This is a genomic window from Aliivibrio sp. S2TY2 (assembly GCF_028765525.1).
GTDB classification, from domain to species: domain Bacteria; phylum Pseudomonadota; class Gammaproteobacteria; order Enterobacterales; family Vibrionaceae; genus Aliivibrio; species Aliivibrio finisterrensis_A.
In genome coordinates this window covers 82146-100077 of the sequence record NZ_JARACS010000015.1, presented here as the reverse complement: position 1 = coordinate 100077, position 17932 = coordinate 82146, and the positions used below count along the sequence as shown (strand labels likewise).

At 38.9% G+C, this 17932-nt stretch carries 17 protein-coding genes and 1 riboswitch; of the genes, 5 read left to right on the top strand and 12 right to left on the bottom strand.

Annotated elements, in window-relative coordinates; all coding sequences use genetic code 11:
* The first annotated feature begins 362 nt into the window (after positions 1–362).
* Positions 363–848, top strand: a complete 486-nt coding sequence (locus PVK63_RS17750; RefSeq protein ID WP_130045714.1) for an RNA recognition motif domain-containing protein — start codon at positions 363–365, stop codon at positions 846–848.
* On the opposite strand, the gene murI is transcribed toward PVK63_RS17750, so the two are convergent.
* The 3 genes from murI to PVK63_RS17735 all read right to left on the bottom strand — a co-directional run bounded on the left by murI (position 811) and on the right by PVK63_RS17735 (position 4230).
* On the bottom strand, positions 811–1599 hold the full coding sequence (gene murI, locus PVK63_RS17745; protein WP_130087925.1) for a glutamate racemase: 789 nt from the start codon (positions 1597–1599) through the stop codon (positions 811–813). The genes PVK63_RS17750 and murI overlap by 38 nt on opposite strands.
* A gap of 61 nt (positions 1600–1660) precedes the next feature.
* Positions 1661–2332, bottom strand: coding sequence for an ATPase (locus PVK63_RS17740; RefSeq protein ID WP_130087926.1), 672 nt, complete (start codon positions 2330–2332; stop codon positions 1661–1663).
* 50 nt (positions 2333–2382) lie between these two features.
* Positions 2383–4230, bottom strand: a complete 1848-nt coding sequence (locus PVK63_RS17735; protein ID WP_130087927.1) for a TonB-dependent receptor domain-containing protein — start codon at positions 4228–4230, stop codon at positions 2383–2385.
* 46 nt (positions 4231–4276) lie between these two features.
* A riboswitch (cobalamin riboswitch) is annotated at positions 4277–4500 on the bottom strand.
* Between the two features lie 148 nt (positions 4501–4648).
* Here PVK63_RS17735 and trmA point away from each other — a divergent pair.
* A complete protein-coding gene (trmA, locus tag PVK63_RS17730) occupies positions 4649–5755 on the top strand; it encodes a tRNA (uridine(54)-C5)-methyltransferase TrmA (protein ID WP_130087928.1) in 1107 nt (368 codons plus the stop codon).
* 56 nt (positions 5756–5811) lie between these two features.
* On the opposite strand, the gene PVK63_RS17725 is transcribed toward trmA, so the two are convergent.
* Positions 5812–6186 (bottom strand): YijD family membrane protein, encoded by a 375-nt coding sequence (locus PVK63_RS17725; RefSeq protein ID WP_130087929.1) that lies wholly within the window; start codon positions 6184–6186, stop codon positions 5812–5814.
* A 52-nt stretch (positions 6187–6238) separates the two neighbouring features.
* The gene (gene fabR / locus PVK63_RS17720; protein ID WP_130045708.1) at positions 6239–6916 is read right to left on the bottom strand and encodes an HTH-type transcriptional repressor FabR; all 678 of its coding nucleotides are present in this window, start codon (positions 6914–6916) and stop codon (positions 6239–6241) included.
* A gap of 234 nt (positions 6917–7150) precedes the next feature.
* Here fabR and sthA point away from each other — a divergent pair, with 234 nt between their 5' ends.
* Entirely contained in the window at positions 7151–8566 is a 1416-nt protein-coding gene (sthA, locus tag PVK63_RS17715) for a Si-specific NAD(P)(+) transhydrogenase (protein ID WP_130049219.1), read from the top strand.
* Between the two features lie 90 nt (positions 8567–8656).
* Here the strand turns inward: sthA and dinF are convergent, their stop codons facing one another.
* The 3 genes from dinF to lexA form a co-directional block, all read right to left on the bottom strand.
* Entirely contained in the window at positions 8657–9985 is a 1329-nt protein-coding gene (gene dinF, locus PVK63_RS17710; protein WP_130087930.1) for an MATE family efflux transporter DinF, read from the bottom strand.
* A gap of 87 nt (positions 9986–10072) precedes the next feature.
* Complete coding sequence (locus tag PVK63_RS17705; protein WP_274440790.1) at positions 10073–10867, bottom strand: class I SAM-dependent methyltransferase; 795 nt, start codon at positions 10865–10867, stop codon at positions 10073–10075.
* Between the two features lie 143 nt (positions 10868–11010).
* Positions 11011–11631 (bottom strand): transcriptional repressor LexA, encoded by a 621-nt coding sequence (gene lexA, locus PVK63_RS17700; RefSeq protein ID WP_130045705.1) that lies wholly within the window; start codon positions 11629–11631, stop codon positions 11011–11013.
* 240 nt (positions 11632–11871) lie between these two features.
* Here lexA and plsB point away from each other — a divergent pair, with 240 nt between their 5' ends.
* Positions 11872–14295 (top strand): glycerol-3-phosphate 1-O-acyltransferase PlsB, encoded by a 2424-nt coding sequence (plsB, locus tag PVK63_RS17695; RefSeq protein ID WP_130087931.1) that lies wholly within the window; start codon positions 11872–11874, stop codon positions 14293–14295.
* 84 nt (positions 14296–14379) lie between these two features.
* Here plsB and ubiA read toward each other — a convergent pair whose 3' ends face one another.
* On the bottom strand, positions 14380–15237 hold the full coding sequence (gene ubiA, locus PVK63_RS17690) for a 4-hydroxybenzoate octaprenyltransferase (protein WP_130049223.1): 858 nt from the start codon (positions 15235–15237) through the stop codon (positions 14380–14382).
* The gene (locus PVK63_RS17685; protein WP_130049224.1) at positions 15234–15776 is read right to left on the bottom strand and encodes a chorismate lyase; all 543 of its coding nucleotides are present in this window, start codon (positions 15774–15776) and stop codon (positions 15234–15236) included. The genes ubiA and PVK63_RS17685 overlap by 4 nt, the downstream gene beginning before the upstream one ends.
* A 121-nt stretch (positions 15777–15897) precedes the next feature.
* Between PVK63_RS17685 and PVK63_RS17680 the strand changes: the two genes are divergently transcribed.
* Entirely contained in the window at positions 15898–16308 is a 411-nt protein-coding gene (locus PVK63_RS17680; protein ID WP_130049225.1) for a flagellar basal body-associated protein FliL, read from the top strand.
* Between the two features lie 88 nt (positions 16309–16396).
* Here PVK63_RS17680 and glpG read toward each other — a convergent pair whose 3' ends face one another.
* On the bottom strand, positions 16397–17230 hold the full coding sequence (glpG, locus tag PVK63_RS17675) for a rhomboid family intramembrane serine protease GlpG (protein WP_130049226.1): 834 nt from the start codon (positions 17228–17230) through the stop codon (positions 16397–16399).
* Positions 17231–17236: 6 nt separating this feature from the next.
* Positions 17237–17560: a thiosulfate sulfurtransferase GlpE gene (gene glpE, locus PVK63_RS17670; RefSeq protein WP_130045699.1), complete on the bottom strand. Its 324-nt coding sequence runs from the start codon at positions 17558–17560 to the stop codon at positions 17237–17239.
* Positions 17561–17932: the final 372 nt, after the last annotated feature.

The window sequence follows — 17932 nt, the reverse complement described above, 5'->3', positions numbered from 1 at the left end:
CACTTAGCGTTATCGCTTCGTCGTTTCAGGCTGCGTATAATATCGAGCCAGACAGTTAAGTCAAGCGTTATTTAAAATAATTTTAAACAACTCAAAACTAAATTCTCACTAGATGCTTAACTTCAGCTTTCCCTTGAGAACGGATGCGCATTATAGGGAGGTAGAACACTTACGCAAGTACTTTTTAATAATTCCTTTCTAAGTGATTATTTTCTACACAGATCACTTTTTTTCACACAAAAGGCCTACAAGAAATGAACAATGACTTAATTAGTTGGCAATTGATAAATAATATAAGTAGTATCGATGTGATTTTATTGTTAATTCATCATTTTCCATTTATTTACTAGACCTTACTTATCATGAAATCTACTAATTCAAATATTATTATCATTGCTATTGCTGCACTAGGTGCAGGTGCAATTTCTTTATTACCAATCGCTGTATCTCCGGCTTTTGCTTTCGCTTTTGGCGCAGTAATTACAGGTTTTACATTATTAACTATTAATAAATCTCCAACTAAATCAAGTACCACGATTTCTTCTGATGAAGATCAGAATACAGATCAAGCAAGTACTACCCTTTATGTTGGTAATTTACCTTATCGTGCTAATGAGTCAGACGTAAAAGATCTGTTTGCTGAGTTCGGTGACGTATTTGCAGTTCGTCTGATGAAAGACAAACGAACAGGTAAAAGAAGAGGCTTTGGTTTTGTTGTTGTTGCAAGTAAAGATGCGGATAACGTTATCGAAAACTTAAACAATAACGAATTTGATCAGCGTACGCTAAAAGTTCGTATTGCTAATGATCCTAAAACCTCGGGTAATCCAAATATTGAAGAGAATTAAACCCTAATTCTCGAAATGTTTTATTTAGTGCCTCTTCATTCTTTGTTGGGGCACTACAATAAACTTCTCCTTTTATCATCTCTCTCCTATCCTCTTCATGTTCTCCTAGTAACTGCTTTACTCTTCTTGCTATCGCTTCACCTGAATCAATAAGTAACACATTACCATTAAGTACTTTTTTTATTTCATTTCTCAAAAATGGAAAATGAGTACAGCCAAGAACAATCGTATCTACCTTATTTTGCCAAGGAGATAAAATATCTTTTAACTCTGTGAGGTCAACATCCACACCAATCATCTTTTCTTCCGCCATTTCTACCAATCTAGTTGAACCTAATAGTTGAACATCAGAAATCGGAGCAAATGACTTAATTAACTCATATGTATAAGTTCGCTTAACTGTTGCCGGAGTAGCAAGAAGTCCTATTTTAGTTGATACAAGAGCTGCAGGCTTTATAGCAGGAACAACACCAACCACTGGAATGGTTAACTTACCTCTAAGTGTTGGTAGCACAATAGTGCTGGCGGTATTGCAAGCGATCACAACGATATCTATAGCAAATTTCGTACAAAGCTGAGAAATGATATGTGTTGTTCTTTCTATTAGCACTGATTCAGTAAGTTCACCATATGGAAACGCAGCATTATCAAAAGCATAAATATACTTTGCTAAAGGTAATTGATATTGGATCTCTTTATATACAGATAATCCACCGATACCTGAATCAAAAATCAAAATATGTTTTGGCATAACTGAAACCACAGACTCTTTAAGTCGATATGAAGATTAGGCCCTAATCATACCGTTAATGCTATTTTTGTAAAACAGAAGCCTGATATCGCAAATAAGTAAATCGCTCTTGTTCATCAACTCTTATATCAGATAACGTTATAGAGCCACGAAAACAAGGAGCCTCTATTACTAACGTATGAAACTCCCCATCTTCTCCGCATGGATCAACTTGCACTGGTAATTCAGAAAGTAGCTGCATTGTGTATTCTTGGCCACAGAATTGATTATCTAACTGAGTTCCATCCGTTGTAACAAGGATGGTTTTAATTCCACAGCTGATGATCTCTTCTGCTAGCTCACGACTTGATTGTCCTACCAATGGAAAAACACACTCCCAACCGGCAGCTTCTATATAGCTTTTACGGTATTCGACAATGCCATTACAAAACATATCGCCAAAGGCAACTGCATCAAACTCAATTCCACATTCCTTTAAATCAGTTACGACTAAACTTTTATATTCATTGTTGGCAGGGAACACAGTAGGCAATTCAATCGTAATTAAAGGCAACCTCGCCAAGTCAGCTTGCATTTGAACAACTGAAATAGGCGTGACTTGAAAAGGTACTTCATTTGCGACATGGGTTGTATATAAAGCAACAACCTCATAATCAGAGTTTTGAAGTAGACGAATAAGAGTGAGTGTTGAATCTTTACCAGAAGACCAACTGATGATGACTTTCTTTTTCATATAAACCTCAGAAAAGAAAAAACCGCCGATTACAGGCGGTTTAGATATGTTTAAAATTGATAGTCTAAACTAACATAATATGAACGTTCTGCGGGTTTATACCCACCAGCCGTTTCATATTCTTCATCAAGTAAATTCTCAACTCTTCCGCGAACAGCAAGATCTAACGTGACCCAATAAGCAGCAGCGACACTCCACAATGAATATGGATCAAGATAAGCTGTTTCAACTCCTGGAGCTGAAGGTAAATCAGAGCGCTTTCCTGTGTAGATATAAGAGAGATTCAGATCTAAATCACCCAAGCTTATATTACCCATCCATTTATAGTTCTGTTTCGCTCTTCTTGCTAACTGTTGACCTTCAGTATCTTTATGGTCTTTATACTCAGCAATCAACGTATGAGAAACAACTCCAGTATCAAATAATAGCTCTAACTCAGCACCTTTAATATCAGCATCAACATTAGCACTGTAACCTGCAAAATTTGGAGCGTCATAATAAACGATCAAATTATCTACGCGATTCTTATACAAGGATAAATTAACATCAACTAAACTATATGCTGCAGCTAAACTCACATCAATGTTTTTTGATTTTTCTGGTTCTAAATCAGGAGCTGTCGATAAATCATAAAATGATGGCGCTTTAAAGGCAGTATTATAAGCTGTGCTTACTTTGTAAATATCATTAATTTGATAGCTCGCACCAACTCCCCACGTTGTATATTCATCATACTTATCGTGCTTATCAAATCGAGTATTGGCTTCTAACTTTAATTGCTCTAGTTGATATTGAGTTCCAAAATATACGCCAGTTGACGTTCGACTTTCACCTTCATTAATAATCACCTTATTTGACCAATCAGTAATGTCAGCTTTCACTTTCGCATCAGTCCAATCAACACCTGCATTAACTAACCAGTCATCCGTTAGTTTGATTTGGTTAGCCCATTGCATATTTAACTGATCAATTTTTTGCTCCGAATCGAGCTCACCATTCTCATGATATTCTAATGTTTGATCATCTTGATAACTGATACTTAAATTTGATGAAACCGCATCTTTATGAAAAGATAATTTTGAAGAGTAAACTGTAGATTCTGATTCTGAGCGAGATTTTGTATTTGTATAATGGTTATATTCTGATGTGCTATTAAACCATCTAACACCAGTGAAAAGACTAACATAAGAGGAAAGCTGATGCTCATAGTTCAGCATAAACTGGCTGTTTTCAAAACCATGTTTATCGCCATCATTTTTTCCCGGTTGAGGGTTTACGTTATACCCTTCAGTCTGAGTGAATCCGGCAGCCATTTTTAAATGTCCATTTTCGCCTACTTGAGTGTTAGCAGCAAAGTTTCCTTCTTTATATTTATCGCTACCTGCACCAATGGTTGCTGATTTCGACTGATTGTCAGGAGAAGTTCGGGTGATGATATTAATCACCCCTCCAACTGCATCAGAGCCATACATTACCGCTCCAGAACCGCGAATGATTTCAATTCTTTCGACTTGATTTACAGGGATTTTATTAATGTTCATTCCGCTTTTAATAGAACTGTTCATTCTAAAGCCATCAATTAAAATCAATACATGATCAGAGTTAGTACCTCGCATAAAAATAGAGGCGTTTTGACCAATACCACCATTGCTTGCGACTTCAACCCCAGGTTGCAATCTTAAAATGTCCGTCATCGTTTTTGCTTGAATCTGAACAATTTCTTCTTTTGTGACTACACTCATTGGCGCAATAACATCTTTAGCTGACTGCTCAAATCGATTGGCAGTAACAACCATAGTCTCATCAGTTTCAGTTGTGGTGTTTTGAGCAAATACAGGGGAAGTATAGGCGTGAGAAAGCAGCGACACTATTGCAGTCGCAAGGGCAGTTTTTTTCATTTCCGTTGTTTCCTAAAATCGCGTTAAGTCCATATAGCAATACCTTATGTATCGCATATTGCTGGCAGGTCTTCGGACTTGAGAGCAGTTAACCTACAGTACTCACTTCCCATTCCCCTTCCCTACAGATAAAGAAAAATAACAGTGTGGATTAATATGTGTACCTTCGTTCTCTCTTACCGCTGCGCGTCAGTTCTGGATTCTCACCAGATTCCCTTTTCAGGCTATTATCGAATATAAAAATAGCGCACCAACATGGCCGAAATAGTAATGACGTACGCTATACTTGTCTAGGCTTAGCTAATGAGTATTCCCTCTTTTACTCAATTAGTTTCGATCAATCACACACAAATACTGGACAACAGATCTCTATCGCATAAAATCGGCGCTCTTATTTTGAGCAGCGTGAGGCAAGACAATGACCCAACCCGTCATGAACCCAGAAAATTATCAAGTACAATTAGATGAAAAAGCAGAAGCACTGTCTGCAATGTTTTCTGAATTTGACGTTCCTGAATTGGAAGTCTTTTCTTCTCCTGCTGAAAACTACCGTATGCGAGCAGAGTTTCGAGTTTGGCATGAAGATGACGAAATGTATTACGTTATGTTCAACCAAGAAACCAAAGAAAAATACCGTGTCGATTACTTTTTGCCAGCCAGTCGTATCATTAATGATTTAATGCCATTACTGACTGAAGCGGTAAAAGAAAGCAAAATTTTGCGTCATAAGATGTTTCAAGTAGACTTTTTATCCACTCTAAGCGGTGAAATCTTAGTTTCAATGCTTTATCACCGCCAATTAGATGATGCTTGGAAAGAAGAAGCAAAAGCACTAAAACAACGCTTAAATAATGAAGGTTTTAATCTGAATCTTATTGGTCGTGCTCGTAAAATGAAGATTGTACTGGACCAAGAGTTTGTTATTGAAAAACTAAAAGTTAACGACGATATTTTAACTTACAAGCAGGTTGAAAATAGCTTCACCCAACCAAACGGTATTGTTGCACAAAAAATGCTAGAGTGGGCGGTAGACTGTACTCAAAACAGCCAAGGTGATTTATTAGAACTTTACTGCGGTAATGGTAACTTCTCATTAGCTTTAGCTAAAAACTTTGATCGCGTTTTAGCGACTGAATTAGCAAAACCTTCAGTAGAGTCAGCACAATACAATATTGCAGCAAACAATATTGATAATGTTCAAATCATCCGTATGTCAGCAGAAGACTTTACCGATGCGATGGAAGGTAAACGTGAATTTAGACGCTTAAAAGATCAAAACGTAGATTTAAAAAGCTATAACTGCAATACCATTTTTGTCGATCCACCACGCTCAGGTATGGATGAAGGCACTTGTAAAATGGTTCAGGGTTATGAACGTATTATGTATATCTCTTGCAACCCTGAGACACTAAAAGAAAACTTAGAAATTTTAGGCAAAACACATAACATAACTCGCTTTGCTCTATTTGACCAATTCCCATATACACATCATATGGAAGCGGGTGTTTTCTTAGAACGAAAATAATAAATAGAAAAAAGGCTCAGAACACTACATTCTGAGCCTTTTCTTTTATTAACTAATTAAGCATCTACGGGATCATCTTTCTTTTTTAAAAAGCCCATTTTTACCGCAATCCAAAGTAATAAGCTTAATGCAACAAGAATAGAGAAGAAGTTACCTCCCATTTCTGGGTATTGCGCCTTCACAAAAGCAGAATGACCAAATAAACCGACAAAGAAACAAGCGACAGCAATCAACGAAGTATCTTCACTTTCAGGTTGACGTAAGTATTCTTGGTACAAGCCTTGAGCAGCTAAAACCAATGCTATGATTGGAAAAATTGAAAAAGCCACTTCTGTTACTGTAAATCCAACCCAAACAGCATTCAGAGAAAGACCAGTTATCACTGATAGCACTAATGTTTTTCGTTCATTTCTACTATTTTCATTTGTCATGCTTTATTACCTCTTATAAACATTGATTCACTGCGATCAATGTAACTGTATTCTATTGATCATTTTCTTTACGATACCAATAGGCGCCTTTAGAAAGCATTCGTAACTGAAAAATCAACCTTTCTGATAATTCTTTTCTATGCACAGCATCCAGATCTAATGCCTCAGCACCAGAGCTAAATACTAACGTTACTGAAGCCTCAGACTGCACTAATGCATCTTCACGAGGCACTCCTGTTGTGGCAACTAAATATTCGCTTAGTTCCGCGACAAAATGTTGGATCTCTCTTGCTACTGCGGCACGAAAGGCCGGTGAAGTTCCAGAGCGTTCTCGTAATAACAAACGAAATACGTTGGGGCTACTTTCAATAAACTCCATAAACGTATCAACCGATGTTCGGATCACGCTTCCTTCAACCACAATTCGCTGACGAGCTTGGCGCATTAGTTGGCGTAAAATCAAGCCACCTTCATCAACCAGGGTGAGCCCTAATTCGTCCATATCTTTAAAATGACGATAGAAAGACGTTGGGGCTATTCCTGCTTCTCTTGTTACTTCACGTAAACTTAAGCTCGTAAAGCCTCTTTCAGCACATAGTAGACAAAAAGCTGCATCGATAATGGTTCGACGAGTTCTTTCTTTCTGTTGTGCTCTCACACCTTTTGCCGTTACTGGTCGCTTCACTTCTGATGCTACATTGAGATCATCAGCTTCAAATTCAGGATACATATATTTTACCGTATATTGCACAATTTAATTTAATGGGTATCACAAACTTTTCGCTAGTTCACATTATCGATTTCTATTTATCTATGTAAATAATGAAATCCATAAACCTGTCTATTTCCATAAACAACGTGATCCTCTCCACTCTATCTTACTCACTTGATTTACCAAACGAATGAAAAGGTTAAAATAGTTAACTAGCAATGTTGCGAGATTGATAATAATAAGGCACTAATAATGACTAACTCGACCCCTACACATTCAACCCATTTTGATGCCATTGTAATTGGAAGTGGCCCAGGGGGAGAAGGCGCCGCTATGGGGCTGACAAAAGCAAACCTAAACGTTGCTATTATTGAAAGAGAACCAAGTGTTGGTGGCGGTTGTACTCACTGGGGAACCATACCATCCAAAGCACTGCGTCATGCCGTTAGCCGTATTCTTGAATTTAATTCAAACCCTCTTTATTGTAAGAATAATACCAGTCTTCACTCTACTTTTTCGGATATTTTAGGCCATGCGAAAAGTGTTATTGATAAACAGACGAGAATGCGACAAGGATTTTACGACCGCAATCAGTGCTCACTTATCTTCGGTGAAGCCAGTTTTGTCGAAAAAAATACCATCGCCGTAACCGCAAAAGACGGCTCTATCGAAACTTATACCGCAGATAAATTCATTATCGCAACGGGTTCACGCCCATACCGCCCGGCTGGAGTTAACTTCAACCACAGCCGAGTCTATGACAGTGATTCCATTTTATCTCTGCAGCATGATCCTAGACATATTATTATTTACGGTGCAGGCGTTATTGGCAGTGAGTATGCCTCTATCTTTCGAGGTTTAGGAGTCAAAGTCGACCTGGTTAATACTCGAGACCGCTTACTTTCCTTTTTAGATAACGAAATGTCTGATGCTCTTTCATATCACTTCTGGAACAGTGGCATTGTTACTCGCAATGATGAAAGCTTTGAAAGCATTGAAGCCAATGATGATGGTATCGTGATGCATCTTGAGTCTGGTAAAAAAATGAAAGCCGATTGCATTCTATTTGCCAATGGCAGAACCGGGAATACGGACAAACTTAATTTATCAGCGGTAGGGCTAGAAGCGGATTCTCGTGGGCAACTCAAAGTAAATGGAAGTTATCAAACTATTGTTGATCATATCTATGCGGTTGGTGACGTCATTGGCTATCCAAGCCTAGCAAGCGCCGCTTATGACCAAGGCCGATTTACTGCCCAAGCAATCACAAAAGGCAAAGCAGAAGCACAACTGATTGATCATATCCCTACAGGTATTTACACCATTCCCGAAATTAGCTCAGTTGGTAAAACGGAACAAGAGTTAACTGCTGCAAAAGTCCCATACGAAGTAGGGAGAGCGTCCTTTAAACATTTAGCTCGCGCTCAAATTGCAGGAATGGATATTGGCAGTCTGAAAATTCTCTTCCATCGTGAAACTAAAGAAATATTAGGCATACATTGCTTTGGTGAGCGTGCCGCTGAGATCATTCATATCGGCCAAGCCATTATGGAACAAAAAGGCGACGCCAATACTATTGAGTACTTTGTAAATACAACATTTAACTATCCAACAATGGCCGAAGCTTATCGTGTTGCTGCTCTTAATGGATTAAATAGACTTTTCTAACCATCATCAGCAGCACAGAACGAAAATGGGATAAGCCTTAACTTACCCCATTTTCTATTTAACTATCAATACAATAAACTATTTGGCCTATCATAGGAAAATTGCTTTTCTCCATTGTATAAAAAAGGTAATTGCTAAGCTGATACCACGCATAGCCATAAAAGATAACATCGCAGCCCACAATGCATGGTTACCGTAATCTTGCATTAACCACCACATAGTAAAAAAGGTTAACATCGCAATAAACATGGAATTTCTCATCTCAGAACCTTTCGTTGCTCCAACAAAAATCCCATCCAATAAGAAACACCACATCGACACTAATGGCATAGCAACAAGCCAAGGAAGGTAAATAAGCGCCGTTTGTTGTACCGTTCCAATAGAAGAAATCATTGAAATTAATTGATAACCTCCAAGCCCAAAGGCTAAGCTAAGTATCAAACTAATAATGAAACTCCAAAAAGTCGTGCCGATTAAAGAATCAGATAACTGAGATTTACTCTTCGCTCCGATGGCTTTTCCTACCATGGCTTCCATTGCATAAGCAAAACCGTCCATACCATATGAAATCATCATCAAAAAGCTCATCAATACCGCATTAGCTGCCACAATATCAACACTAAGCGATGCCCCTTGAAACGTCATAAAAGTAAAGCACGCTTGTAGGCATAATGAGCGTAAGAAAATATCTCGATTCAATTTAAATAAACGCTTAAAACCAAAAAGAAGATTTGCAATTGGCATAATGAAACGAGGTAACGCTAATTTTTTGCTTTGCCTAAAGACAAAGAACAAGCCTGTGACCAAAGCCGAATAGTCCGCAATGACCGAGGCAAATGCTGCTCCTTCTACTTTCCAATCAAAGCCAACCACAAATAATAAATCAAGTACGATATTTATAACGTTAGTAATGATCACAAGCCACATAGGGTAACGAGCATTTTGCGTTCCGAGTAACCAGCCCATGATAACCAAATTACTCAACGCTGCCGGGGCACTCCATATACGGATAGAGAAATACTGCTCGGCATACAACTTAACTTCAGGTGCTGCGTCACTAAAAGAAAAAATAGCGTAAGAAAGAGGTTGATGAAAAAGAAGAAGAATAAAAGAAAAACAGAGCGCTAAAAAAATACCCTGAGAAAATGTTTGGCTCAGTAACATTTTATTTTCAGCGCCATACGCCTGTGCAGATAAACCTGTGGTTGCCATGCGTAAAAAACCCAACAACCAAAACGTCACGCTGATCATGGTGCCGCCTACTGCAACCCCTCCTAAATACCATGCGTGTTCGAGATGGCCAATGACAGCAGCATCAATTAACCCTAATAACGGAATAGTGATATTTGAAAGCACCATAGGAATAGCTAACGCTAATACCTGTCGGTGTAGAGAAAGGTTTTTTAGTGCCTGTAGCATAAGCTCTACCAAGATTGAAAAGTAATCGTATTATTACTTACTTCTTTTTGAACCTAAACCTTTGCTACTTTAATTTGTTTCACACATTCACCAATTCATATGAATTAGCAATGGCGTTACTCTGTGCTTAAAAAGTGGAAATTTAGACAACCAGCGCTGCCATACTTTCCATCGTGTACAATCATGCTCAAGAGGCGATGTCACAGATAATTTTTCTATCCACGGTAGCCACCCCGTAAAATGTTGCTTTGGTTGATATAAACCATGTTGATATTCAATACTGCCGAGCTTTTTGCCTATCATGGTATTACAGCGATCCCCCGCCACCACAAACAACGCCTCTGCATGATGAAAACGACGACCCAATAACTGGACAAATTTCGCTAACTGTTTTTCATTACATTCTAATAATGCATGCTCACAGACAATCATTACTGGTAAATCGTGTGGCACGGGAAGGTTATCTACCCAGCTTTCTTCTGTTGCAGAGCCACAGCGCAAATAATAACGCTCATTGGTATGAAACAGCTTTTGTCGCCAGAGAAGATTTTCATTGATATCAAGTTCCAGCCAATGACACCGACCGTTATCTAATCGATAAAAACGCGTATCTAGACCAGCACCGACATTCACCACCCACCCCGATGGATTAGATTTTAGAAATCGAGAAACGTATTGATCACATTGAACGGTAAGAGTGGCATGGAGTAATTGCTTTTGATCGATATCTCCAGAGAGACAGTCAGAAGAGAGGTGACAATGTCGACATGCAGCAGCTGCAATGGGATCGTAAATTAATCCGTTATCGATCATACTTTCACGGCTTCTTAACCACAGAGGTTGCAGTAGGCGAGAAGGAATTTTATGGCCGAGCTGTGTCATTATCATCTCCTATGAAAGAAACTAGATGATAATAACTATCATTACCACTTGTAAAGTTCTATTTCAGAAAAACAAGCGATAATGACAATTTAATAATATTCATTCCTAAGATCATCTAAATGAATAGTAATTATACGTAAGTATTACATCCAAGTTGTACTGCGGATAACACCAACAGCAAGACCTTCAATACTTAAACTCTGTGATGTTAAATCTACTTCAATTGGAGCAAATTCTTCATTTTCTGCATGAAGGAAAACCATGGACCCTTTACGCTCTAAACGTTTAACGGTTACGTCATCATCCACTCGTGCGACAACCACTTGTCCATCACGAACATCTTGCGTCTTATGAACCGCTAGCAAATCGCCATCCATAATTCCGATGTCTTTCATGCTCTCCCCATTCACTCGCAATAGAAAATCAGCTTGTGGTTTAAACATGCCAGGATCAACCTGATAGTGACTCTCTACATGCTCTTGAGCAAGAATTGGCTCTCCTGCTGCCACTTGACCAATTAAAGGAACACCAAGCTCTTCATTCTCTGCATCTTGTAAAAGAATTCGAATACCTCGAGAAGCGCCAGGAATAATCTCGATAACCTGTTTACGAGCAAGGGCTTTTAAGTGCTCTTCTGCCGCATTCGCTGAACGAAATCCCAACTCACGAGCGATCTCTGCTCGTGTCGGTGGCATGCCAGTATCATCAATTTTTGCTTTGATTAACTCAAAGACTTCTTGCTGTCTTGCCGTTAGCGGCTTCATAAATCACCTGTCTGTTTATACAGTTAACTGTGAGTATATACAGCTGTGCTATGCTTTGAAAGACCTATTGATTAAAAAGGCGGCAAAATTAACGACTTTTATGTCATATTACTCGTACTATTGTGGATAATCTGTTCATTTCTATTAAAAGGTTTGACCAGTTCTGCTATTCTTGCCGTGAAATTGTAAGCAACTATATAAACCGACCGATCGGTACATAACTAAGGCGTTATTGTCATTATGTCTACAGGACACACTATTTATCACTCTTTGCTAAAATTGCCATTATCAGTAATGGTGAAGAGTACTTCGATTCCATCGAACCCAATTGAAGACCTTAAGATCGATCTTGAGCGTCCAATCATCTATGCCCTGCCATTTCGCTCGCATGTTGATTTACTGACATTACAAAAAAGTGCATTAGAACTAGGGCTACCAGACCCTCTTTCTCCGATCACGATTGATGATGTGGAATACCCACGCTACGTGTTCACATCTATCGGACCTAAAATGTTCGATACTGATGACGACCTACCACAAGAGTCTCTAGATCTATTTAAAATCGTTCTAAAACATCACGAAGAAAACAAAGACGCAGACTTTCAACTGATCCCAACCTCAATTTTATGGGGAAGAAGACCAGGAAAAGAAGGAACGAGTAAACCTCATCTGATGCCTCTGAATGGCCCTCAAAAATTTGTAACCTTAATTAAAGCAGGACGTGATTCAACCGTTCGTATCAGCCCAGTGGTATCTTTACGCTACATGGCAGATAACCACGGTGCAGATGAAGCGATTGCTCATAAACTGGCACGAGTGGCTAAGATTCACTTCTCTCGTCAAAAATTGGCGGCCTCTGGTCCTAATCTACCTAATCGCCAAGCGCTATTTAATCGTTTATTAAAATCACAAGCGATTGAAAAGGTCATTCTTGAAGAAGCTAAAACGCGTAACGTCGATGTAGAAAAAGTGCGTAAAGAAGCCATGAACATCATGGAAGAGATCGCAACAAACTTCTCTTACTCACTGATAAAAAACGGTAACCGTATTCTTAAATGGCTATGGAATCGTTTATATCAAGGTTTAAACATTAATAACGCGTCTACTGTGCGTAAGCTAGCACAAGAAGGCCATGAAATTGTGTACGTTCCTTGTCACCGTAGCCACATGGATTACTTGTTGCTTTCCTACGTGCTTTATCATGAAGGGTTAGTACCACCACACATTGCAGCTGGCATTAACTTAAATTTCTTCCCTGCGGGTCCTATCTTCCGTCGTGGCGGAGCTTTCTTTATTCGTCGTAGTTTTAAAGGTAACCGTCTTTACTCGACAATTTTCCGTGAATACTTAGCAGAACTTTTTGCAAAAGGTTATTCAGTTGAGTATTTCAGTGAAGGCGGACGCTCACGTACTGGCCGTTTATTGGAAGCAAAAACCGGAATGCTAGCAATGACCGTTCAAGCTATGCTGCGAGGGTTAAACCGCCCAGTAACGCTTGTGCCAGTCTATATCGGCTATGAACACGTAATGGAAGTCACCACTTACGCTAAAGAGCTGCAAGGTAAGCGTAAAGAAAAAGAAAATGCAGGACAGGTATTACGTACGCTACGTAAACTGCGTAATTTCGGTAAAGGATACGTCAACTTTGGTGAGCCTATTTCACTAAACCATTATTTAAATGAACACGCACCAAATTGGTCTGAATCAATTAACCCGATTGAGCCACAAAAGCCAGAGTGGATGGTTCCCGTGGTGAATGGCATTGCCAATAAGATGATGACGCATATTAACGATGCGGCGGCAGCAAATGCATTAACATTATGTGCAACCGCGTTACTTGCAGCTCGTCAGCGCGCGCTAAGTAAAGAAGATCTAACTGAACAGCTAGATTGTTATTTACAGCTACTACGCAACATCCCTTATTCAGATACTGCCACTGTACCAATGGAAAGTGCTGAAGAGCTGTTAGAACATGCGATTGCTCTTGATAAATTCGTTATTGAAAAAGATACTCTCGGTGAAATTGTTTCATTAGACAGAAACCAGTCAATTTTAATGACATACTATCGTAATAACATTATTCATCTATTTGCATTACCGTCATTAATTGCAAAATTAGTTGTGCAGTCTCGTTCAATTTCTGTTGATGGTATCCAACAACAGATTCAAAAGATCTACCCATTCCTTAAAGCTGAGTTATTTTTGCATTATGGCGACGAAGGTTTGAGCGATGTGGTTAACCAACATATTGATGAATTAATTCGTCAAAAGTTAATCGTACTCGAAAATGGGCTTTTACAACTTAACCCAACCAATATTCGTAAACTTCACTTATTGGCTCATACTATTTCAGAAACACTACAACGCTATGCAATTGCTCTTACGCATTTACAAGCATCGCCTGAATTAGATAAGAGTGAATTAGAAGAGCAAAGCCAAATAATGGCTCAGCGCTTAAGCCGTCTGCATGGAATTAATGCCCCAGAATTCTTCGATAAAGGGGTTTTTGGTATCTTATTTAATAGTTTAAAAACCGAAGGTTATTTAGACAGCGATGGAAATGCAGTACTTGAAAAAGTTACGCCTTTTGCTCATGACATCTCAAAACTATTAACACCAGAGATAAAACTCACTATCCAAGCGGTAATGAACAAAGAAGATTAATTTTCTTTAAGATACAAAAAAGCCAGTATGAAATTTCTTATTGAAAGTATCATACTGGCTTTTCTTTTATCAGTAGTCGAAAACTTAAATTAACACGCTCATGCTAATCGCAATAAAGACTAAACCACCGACATAATTATTATTTAGAAAGGCTTTAAAACATGCTTCTCTTTCGCGACCTTTAATCAACCATTGCTGATAAACAAAAAATCCTGCTGCAGCTAACACTCCCCAATAGTACACACTCGAAAGAGCTAACTGAGAACCAAGAATAATCAATAACGTCAGTACACTTAACTGCAGTAGGCCTATGATGAGCTTATCGAAACGACCAAACAAAATCGCCGTTGATTTAATGCCAATCTTTAAATCATCGTCTCTATCTACCATTGCATATTGCGTATCGTAGGCAATCGTCCATAGCGCGTTAATCACAAATAACAACCACGCTTCAGGTGGCACTTGATTTGATTCTGCCGCATACGCCATTGGGATAGCCCAGCTAAATGCTAAACCTAGTACAAATTGAGGTAAATAGGTAACACGCTTCATAAATGGGTAAGCGATGGCAAGCACTATCCCTATTCCTGATAGCAGGATCGTTAACGTATTCATGGTTAACACTAATAAAAATGAACACACCACCAAAACAGCAAATAACGTAAGTGCCTCTTTAGAAGAAACAAGTCCAGAAGGTAACGGACGATTAGCGGTACGCTTTACATGGCCATCGACTTTACGATCAGCAAAGTCATTAATCACACAACCCGCAGAACGCATAAATAAAACACCGAGTACAAATACAACCAGAACATGCCAATCAGGGAGTCCATCCGCGGCTAAAAACAGTGCCCACAATGTTGGCCATAAAAGCAATAACGAACCGATAGGTCGATTCATTCGAGTTAATTGCCAAAACGCCTGTGCTTTTGACATGGTCATGATTCCATTTCCTTTGAGTAAATAGGTGCATTTGGTAAAAACAACTCTGCAACCAACATTGGTTTTTCATTCATCCATAAACGAGAACGACGAGCAAATAACTCCCCTTTATCCGTCATGACTTTTGCGACTTGTAGCTTGTCCCTATGGACACTCTTAGCGCTAAAGACCGTAATACCTAATGGTACATGACCTTGACGTGTTAAGTCGTGTGGTTGGTCTTGAAGCGATGATAATGGGATTAACGTGCGACCATACACCCAGGAAGTCTGATCGCCCTTTAAGATCACCTTTCTTCGCAGACAAACCTCTTTGCTAAGAAGGTTAGTTTCTTCTTCGGTTAATGAACTCGGATTAATATGAGTATTATCTAAAACCGATACAGACAGCACTTGGCAATGCTGCTCTAAACGGCGAGATAATGAGTCCAGCCCAAGCAACCAATATTGCTGCCATTCGTTACGACACTTAAAGCTATCGGCTTCTTGCCACTGCACTTTTTTCAGTACAGAAGCACACCAAGAATTGATATCTGACATATTCTCTATAAGATCTCTCACATATATCGATTATATTGAGAGATAACGGTTAATTTTTTCTCACAACTGCCGACTATTGTAACAAGTAATAAAATAAATTGACTGACGAATGGATTAGAAAATGACAAAGAAATCATTATTTGCAGGGTTACTGCTAATAATTAGCCAACTTTTTGCCCCTGCAGCTTTTGCAGAAGACGGTGTTGCCCCACAAATGGGCTACTTTACACTAGCACCAGACCTAACAACCAACTTTGTTACCCAAGGGAAAAGGCTCGGTTATATCCAGATCCGAGTTGATATCCTAGTGGCTGACAATCGAGAACTGCCTAACTTAGAGCATCACAATCCACAAATTAGAAATGCCTTAGTTGAGGTTCTAGGTCAACAACCAGAGCAACGAATTAAATCATTGGCTGGTAGGGAAGAAATTAGAAAAGAATGCTTAACGGCAATCAATGAACTTTTACTGGCCGAGACAGGAAAAACGCTCGCGGTAGATTTACTGTTTACTAAATATATTTATCAGTAACAGCGATACTATCGTAATATTTATATCAAAATAAAAATGAGCAAGGCACCAAGTGTCTTGCTCATTTCTTTATTCTCTTTATTTCTTTCTATGCGTTTTTCAGCTTACTGTCTATTGCCGCTATCACACAGCCAGTAACCAAGCCAGCAAGGTGCGCCGTATTCGCAATGGCCATAAAAGGTTGAGCATAACCTAGAATTATCCATGCCAACATAAAGCCAACAATCGGTTTAGAGACAGAAATCCCTCTCTCTGGAGCTAACCAACCAATAAACCAAGAATAGCCTAGCAATGCGTATACTACGCCTGATAACCCACCAAAGTTTGCCCCTTCTATCCAATACTGCCCTAATCCTGAAAATAAGGCGGAGAATAAAAACAGTTGAACTAACTTGGCTCGCCCCAAACGTAATTCAATGTCTCCACCCAACTGCCACCACCACAGTAAATTAAAGATGATATGCATTGCAGAGAAATGCAGTAATGCATGAGAAAACCAGCGCCATACTTCCATGCTTTGCTCCTGACTTGCAGGAAAATGCAGCGCTTGAAAAATCGAATTATTCCAACCTAGCTGCTGCAGTGCAAAAATAACAATACAAACCGCCATGATGAATAAAGTAAAGAATCCCGCTTTTGCTTTAATCATCTTCATGAGATCTGGCGAACCATAAGCAAACTTTGCTGTTCGTGTATCAGCCATATCCCAAGAGGCAGACTGATATTTCGTATTGTTAGGATCACTTAAAAAAGCCTGAAGTTCCGACTCAACTTCCAGTAGATAAGCATCATCAGATACCACCCATAACGCAAACTGACCATCTCCTTCTGGCATCATACGAATATCGATATGCCTCGATGCCATATAATCAATAAACGCCTGCCCTGCTCTTGGATTGGATAATGCGATTAATCTCTGCATATAATTTTATTTCTCCACAGGTAACCCTGCTTTATGCCAGCCTTCAAAACCACCATCAACACTATAAACCTCATCATAACCTTGGTTTAGTAAGTATTGAGCAGCACCTTGACTGCTGTGTCCGTGATAACACATCACTAATACTGGTTGTTCAAAATCCACTGTATTCATTAACTCAACAATGGTGTCATTAGTTAAATGAAATGCACCATCGACGTGCGAACGGGAAAAAGATTGGGGATCTCGAATATCGACGATCACCGCATTAAGATCTTTATTTTGTAGTTTATGTTGAGCATCGACTACTGAGATATGTTGAAACTGTTCCATTTTGACTTCCACTCTCTATTTTTTCTTTATTGTACCTCTGATTAACCACAAGAAAAACACAGAGTACGTAAGGATAAAAACAACTTATGCACAAAGTTATTATCCACATATTTTTATGACCAAACAAAAGCTGCTCACTTTTCGCTCACCTGTGGAAAACCTTGTGGATTGCGTTGATAAAGTGGTTTAAATAAAATAGATCCACTACATGTAGTAAGGATCCTTTTTAATGTGTGGATAGTAGTTCTTATCTTAATCCTTTATTTTATCTCGCTTTCTAAACCATATTGCAAGATCTAAACAGCTAACTCCCTAGTTATACACAAGATAAATAATCAGCTTAAACTATAAAAACAGCTCAAACTCACAGGG

Excerpts from the sequence above, each read along its gene's own strand:
- PVK63_RS17705 (WP_274440790.1), bottom strand. The coding sequence starts at position 10,867 with ATGACACAGCTCGGCCATAAAATTCCTTCTCGCCTACTGCAACCTCTG.
- sthA (WP_130049219.1), top strand. The coding sequence starts at position 7,151 with ATGACTAACTCGACCCCTACACATTCAACCCATTTTGATGCCATTGTA.
- trmA (WP_130087928.1), top strand. The coding sequence starts at position 4,649 with ATGACCCAACCCGTCATGAACCCAGAAAATTATCAAGTACAATTAGAT.
- ubiA (WP_130049223.1), bottom strand. The coding sequence starts at position 15,237 with ATGACCATGTCAAAAGCACAGGCGTTTTGGCAATTAACTCGAATGAAT.
- glpG (WP_130049226.1), bottom strand. The coding sequence starts at position 17,230 with ATGCAGAGATTAATCGCATTATCCAATCCAAGAGCAGGGCAGGCGTTT.
- PVK63_RS17680 (WP_130049225.1), top strand. The coding sequence starts at position 15,898 with ATGACAAAGAAATCATTATTTGCAGGGTTACTGCTAATAATTAGCCAA.
- lexA (WP_130045705.1), bottom strand. The coding sequence starts at position 11,631 with ATGAAGCCGCTAACGGCAAGACAGCAAGAAGTCTTTGAGTTAATCAAA.
- PVK63_RS17750 (WP_130045714.1), top strand. The coding sequence starts at position 363 with ATGAAATCTACTAATTCAAATATTATTATCATTGCTATTGCTGCACTA.
- fabR (WP_130045708.1), bottom strand. The coding sequence starts at position 6,916 with ATGTATCCTGAATTTGAAGCTGATGATCTCAATGTAGCATCAGAAGTG.
- plsB (WP_130087931.1), top strand. The coding sequence starts at position 11,872 with ATGTCTACAGGACACACTATTTATCACTCTTTGCTAAAATTGCCATTA.
- murI (WP_130087925.1), bottom strand. The coding sequence starts at position 1,599 with ATGCCAAAACATATTTTGATTTTTGATTCAGGTATCGGTGGATTATCT.
- glpE (WP_130045699.1), bottom strand. The coding sequence starts at position 17,560 with ATGGAACAGTTTCAACATATCTCAGTAGTCGATGCTCAACATAAACTA.
- PVK63_RS17685 (WP_130049224.1), bottom strand. The coding sequence starts at position 15,776 with ATGTCAGATATCAATTCTTGGTGTGCTTCTGTACTGAAAAAAGTGCAG.
- PVK63_RS17740 (WP_130087926.1), bottom strand. The coding sequence starts at position 2,332 with ATGAAAAAGAAAGTCATCATCAGTTGGTCTTCTGGTAAAGATTCAACA.
- PVK63_RS17725 (WP_130087929.1), bottom strand. The coding sequence starts at position 6,186 with ATGACAAATGAAAATAGTAGAAATGAACGAAAAACATTAGTGCTATCA.
- PVK63_RS17735 (WP_130087927.1), bottom strand. The coding sequence starts at position 4,230 with ATGAAAAAAACTGCCCTTGCGACTGCAATAGTGTCGCTGCTTTCTCAC.
- dinF (WP_130087930.1), bottom strand. The coding sequence starts at position 9,985 with ATGCTACAGGCACTAAAAAACCTTTCTCTACACCGACAGGTATTAGCG.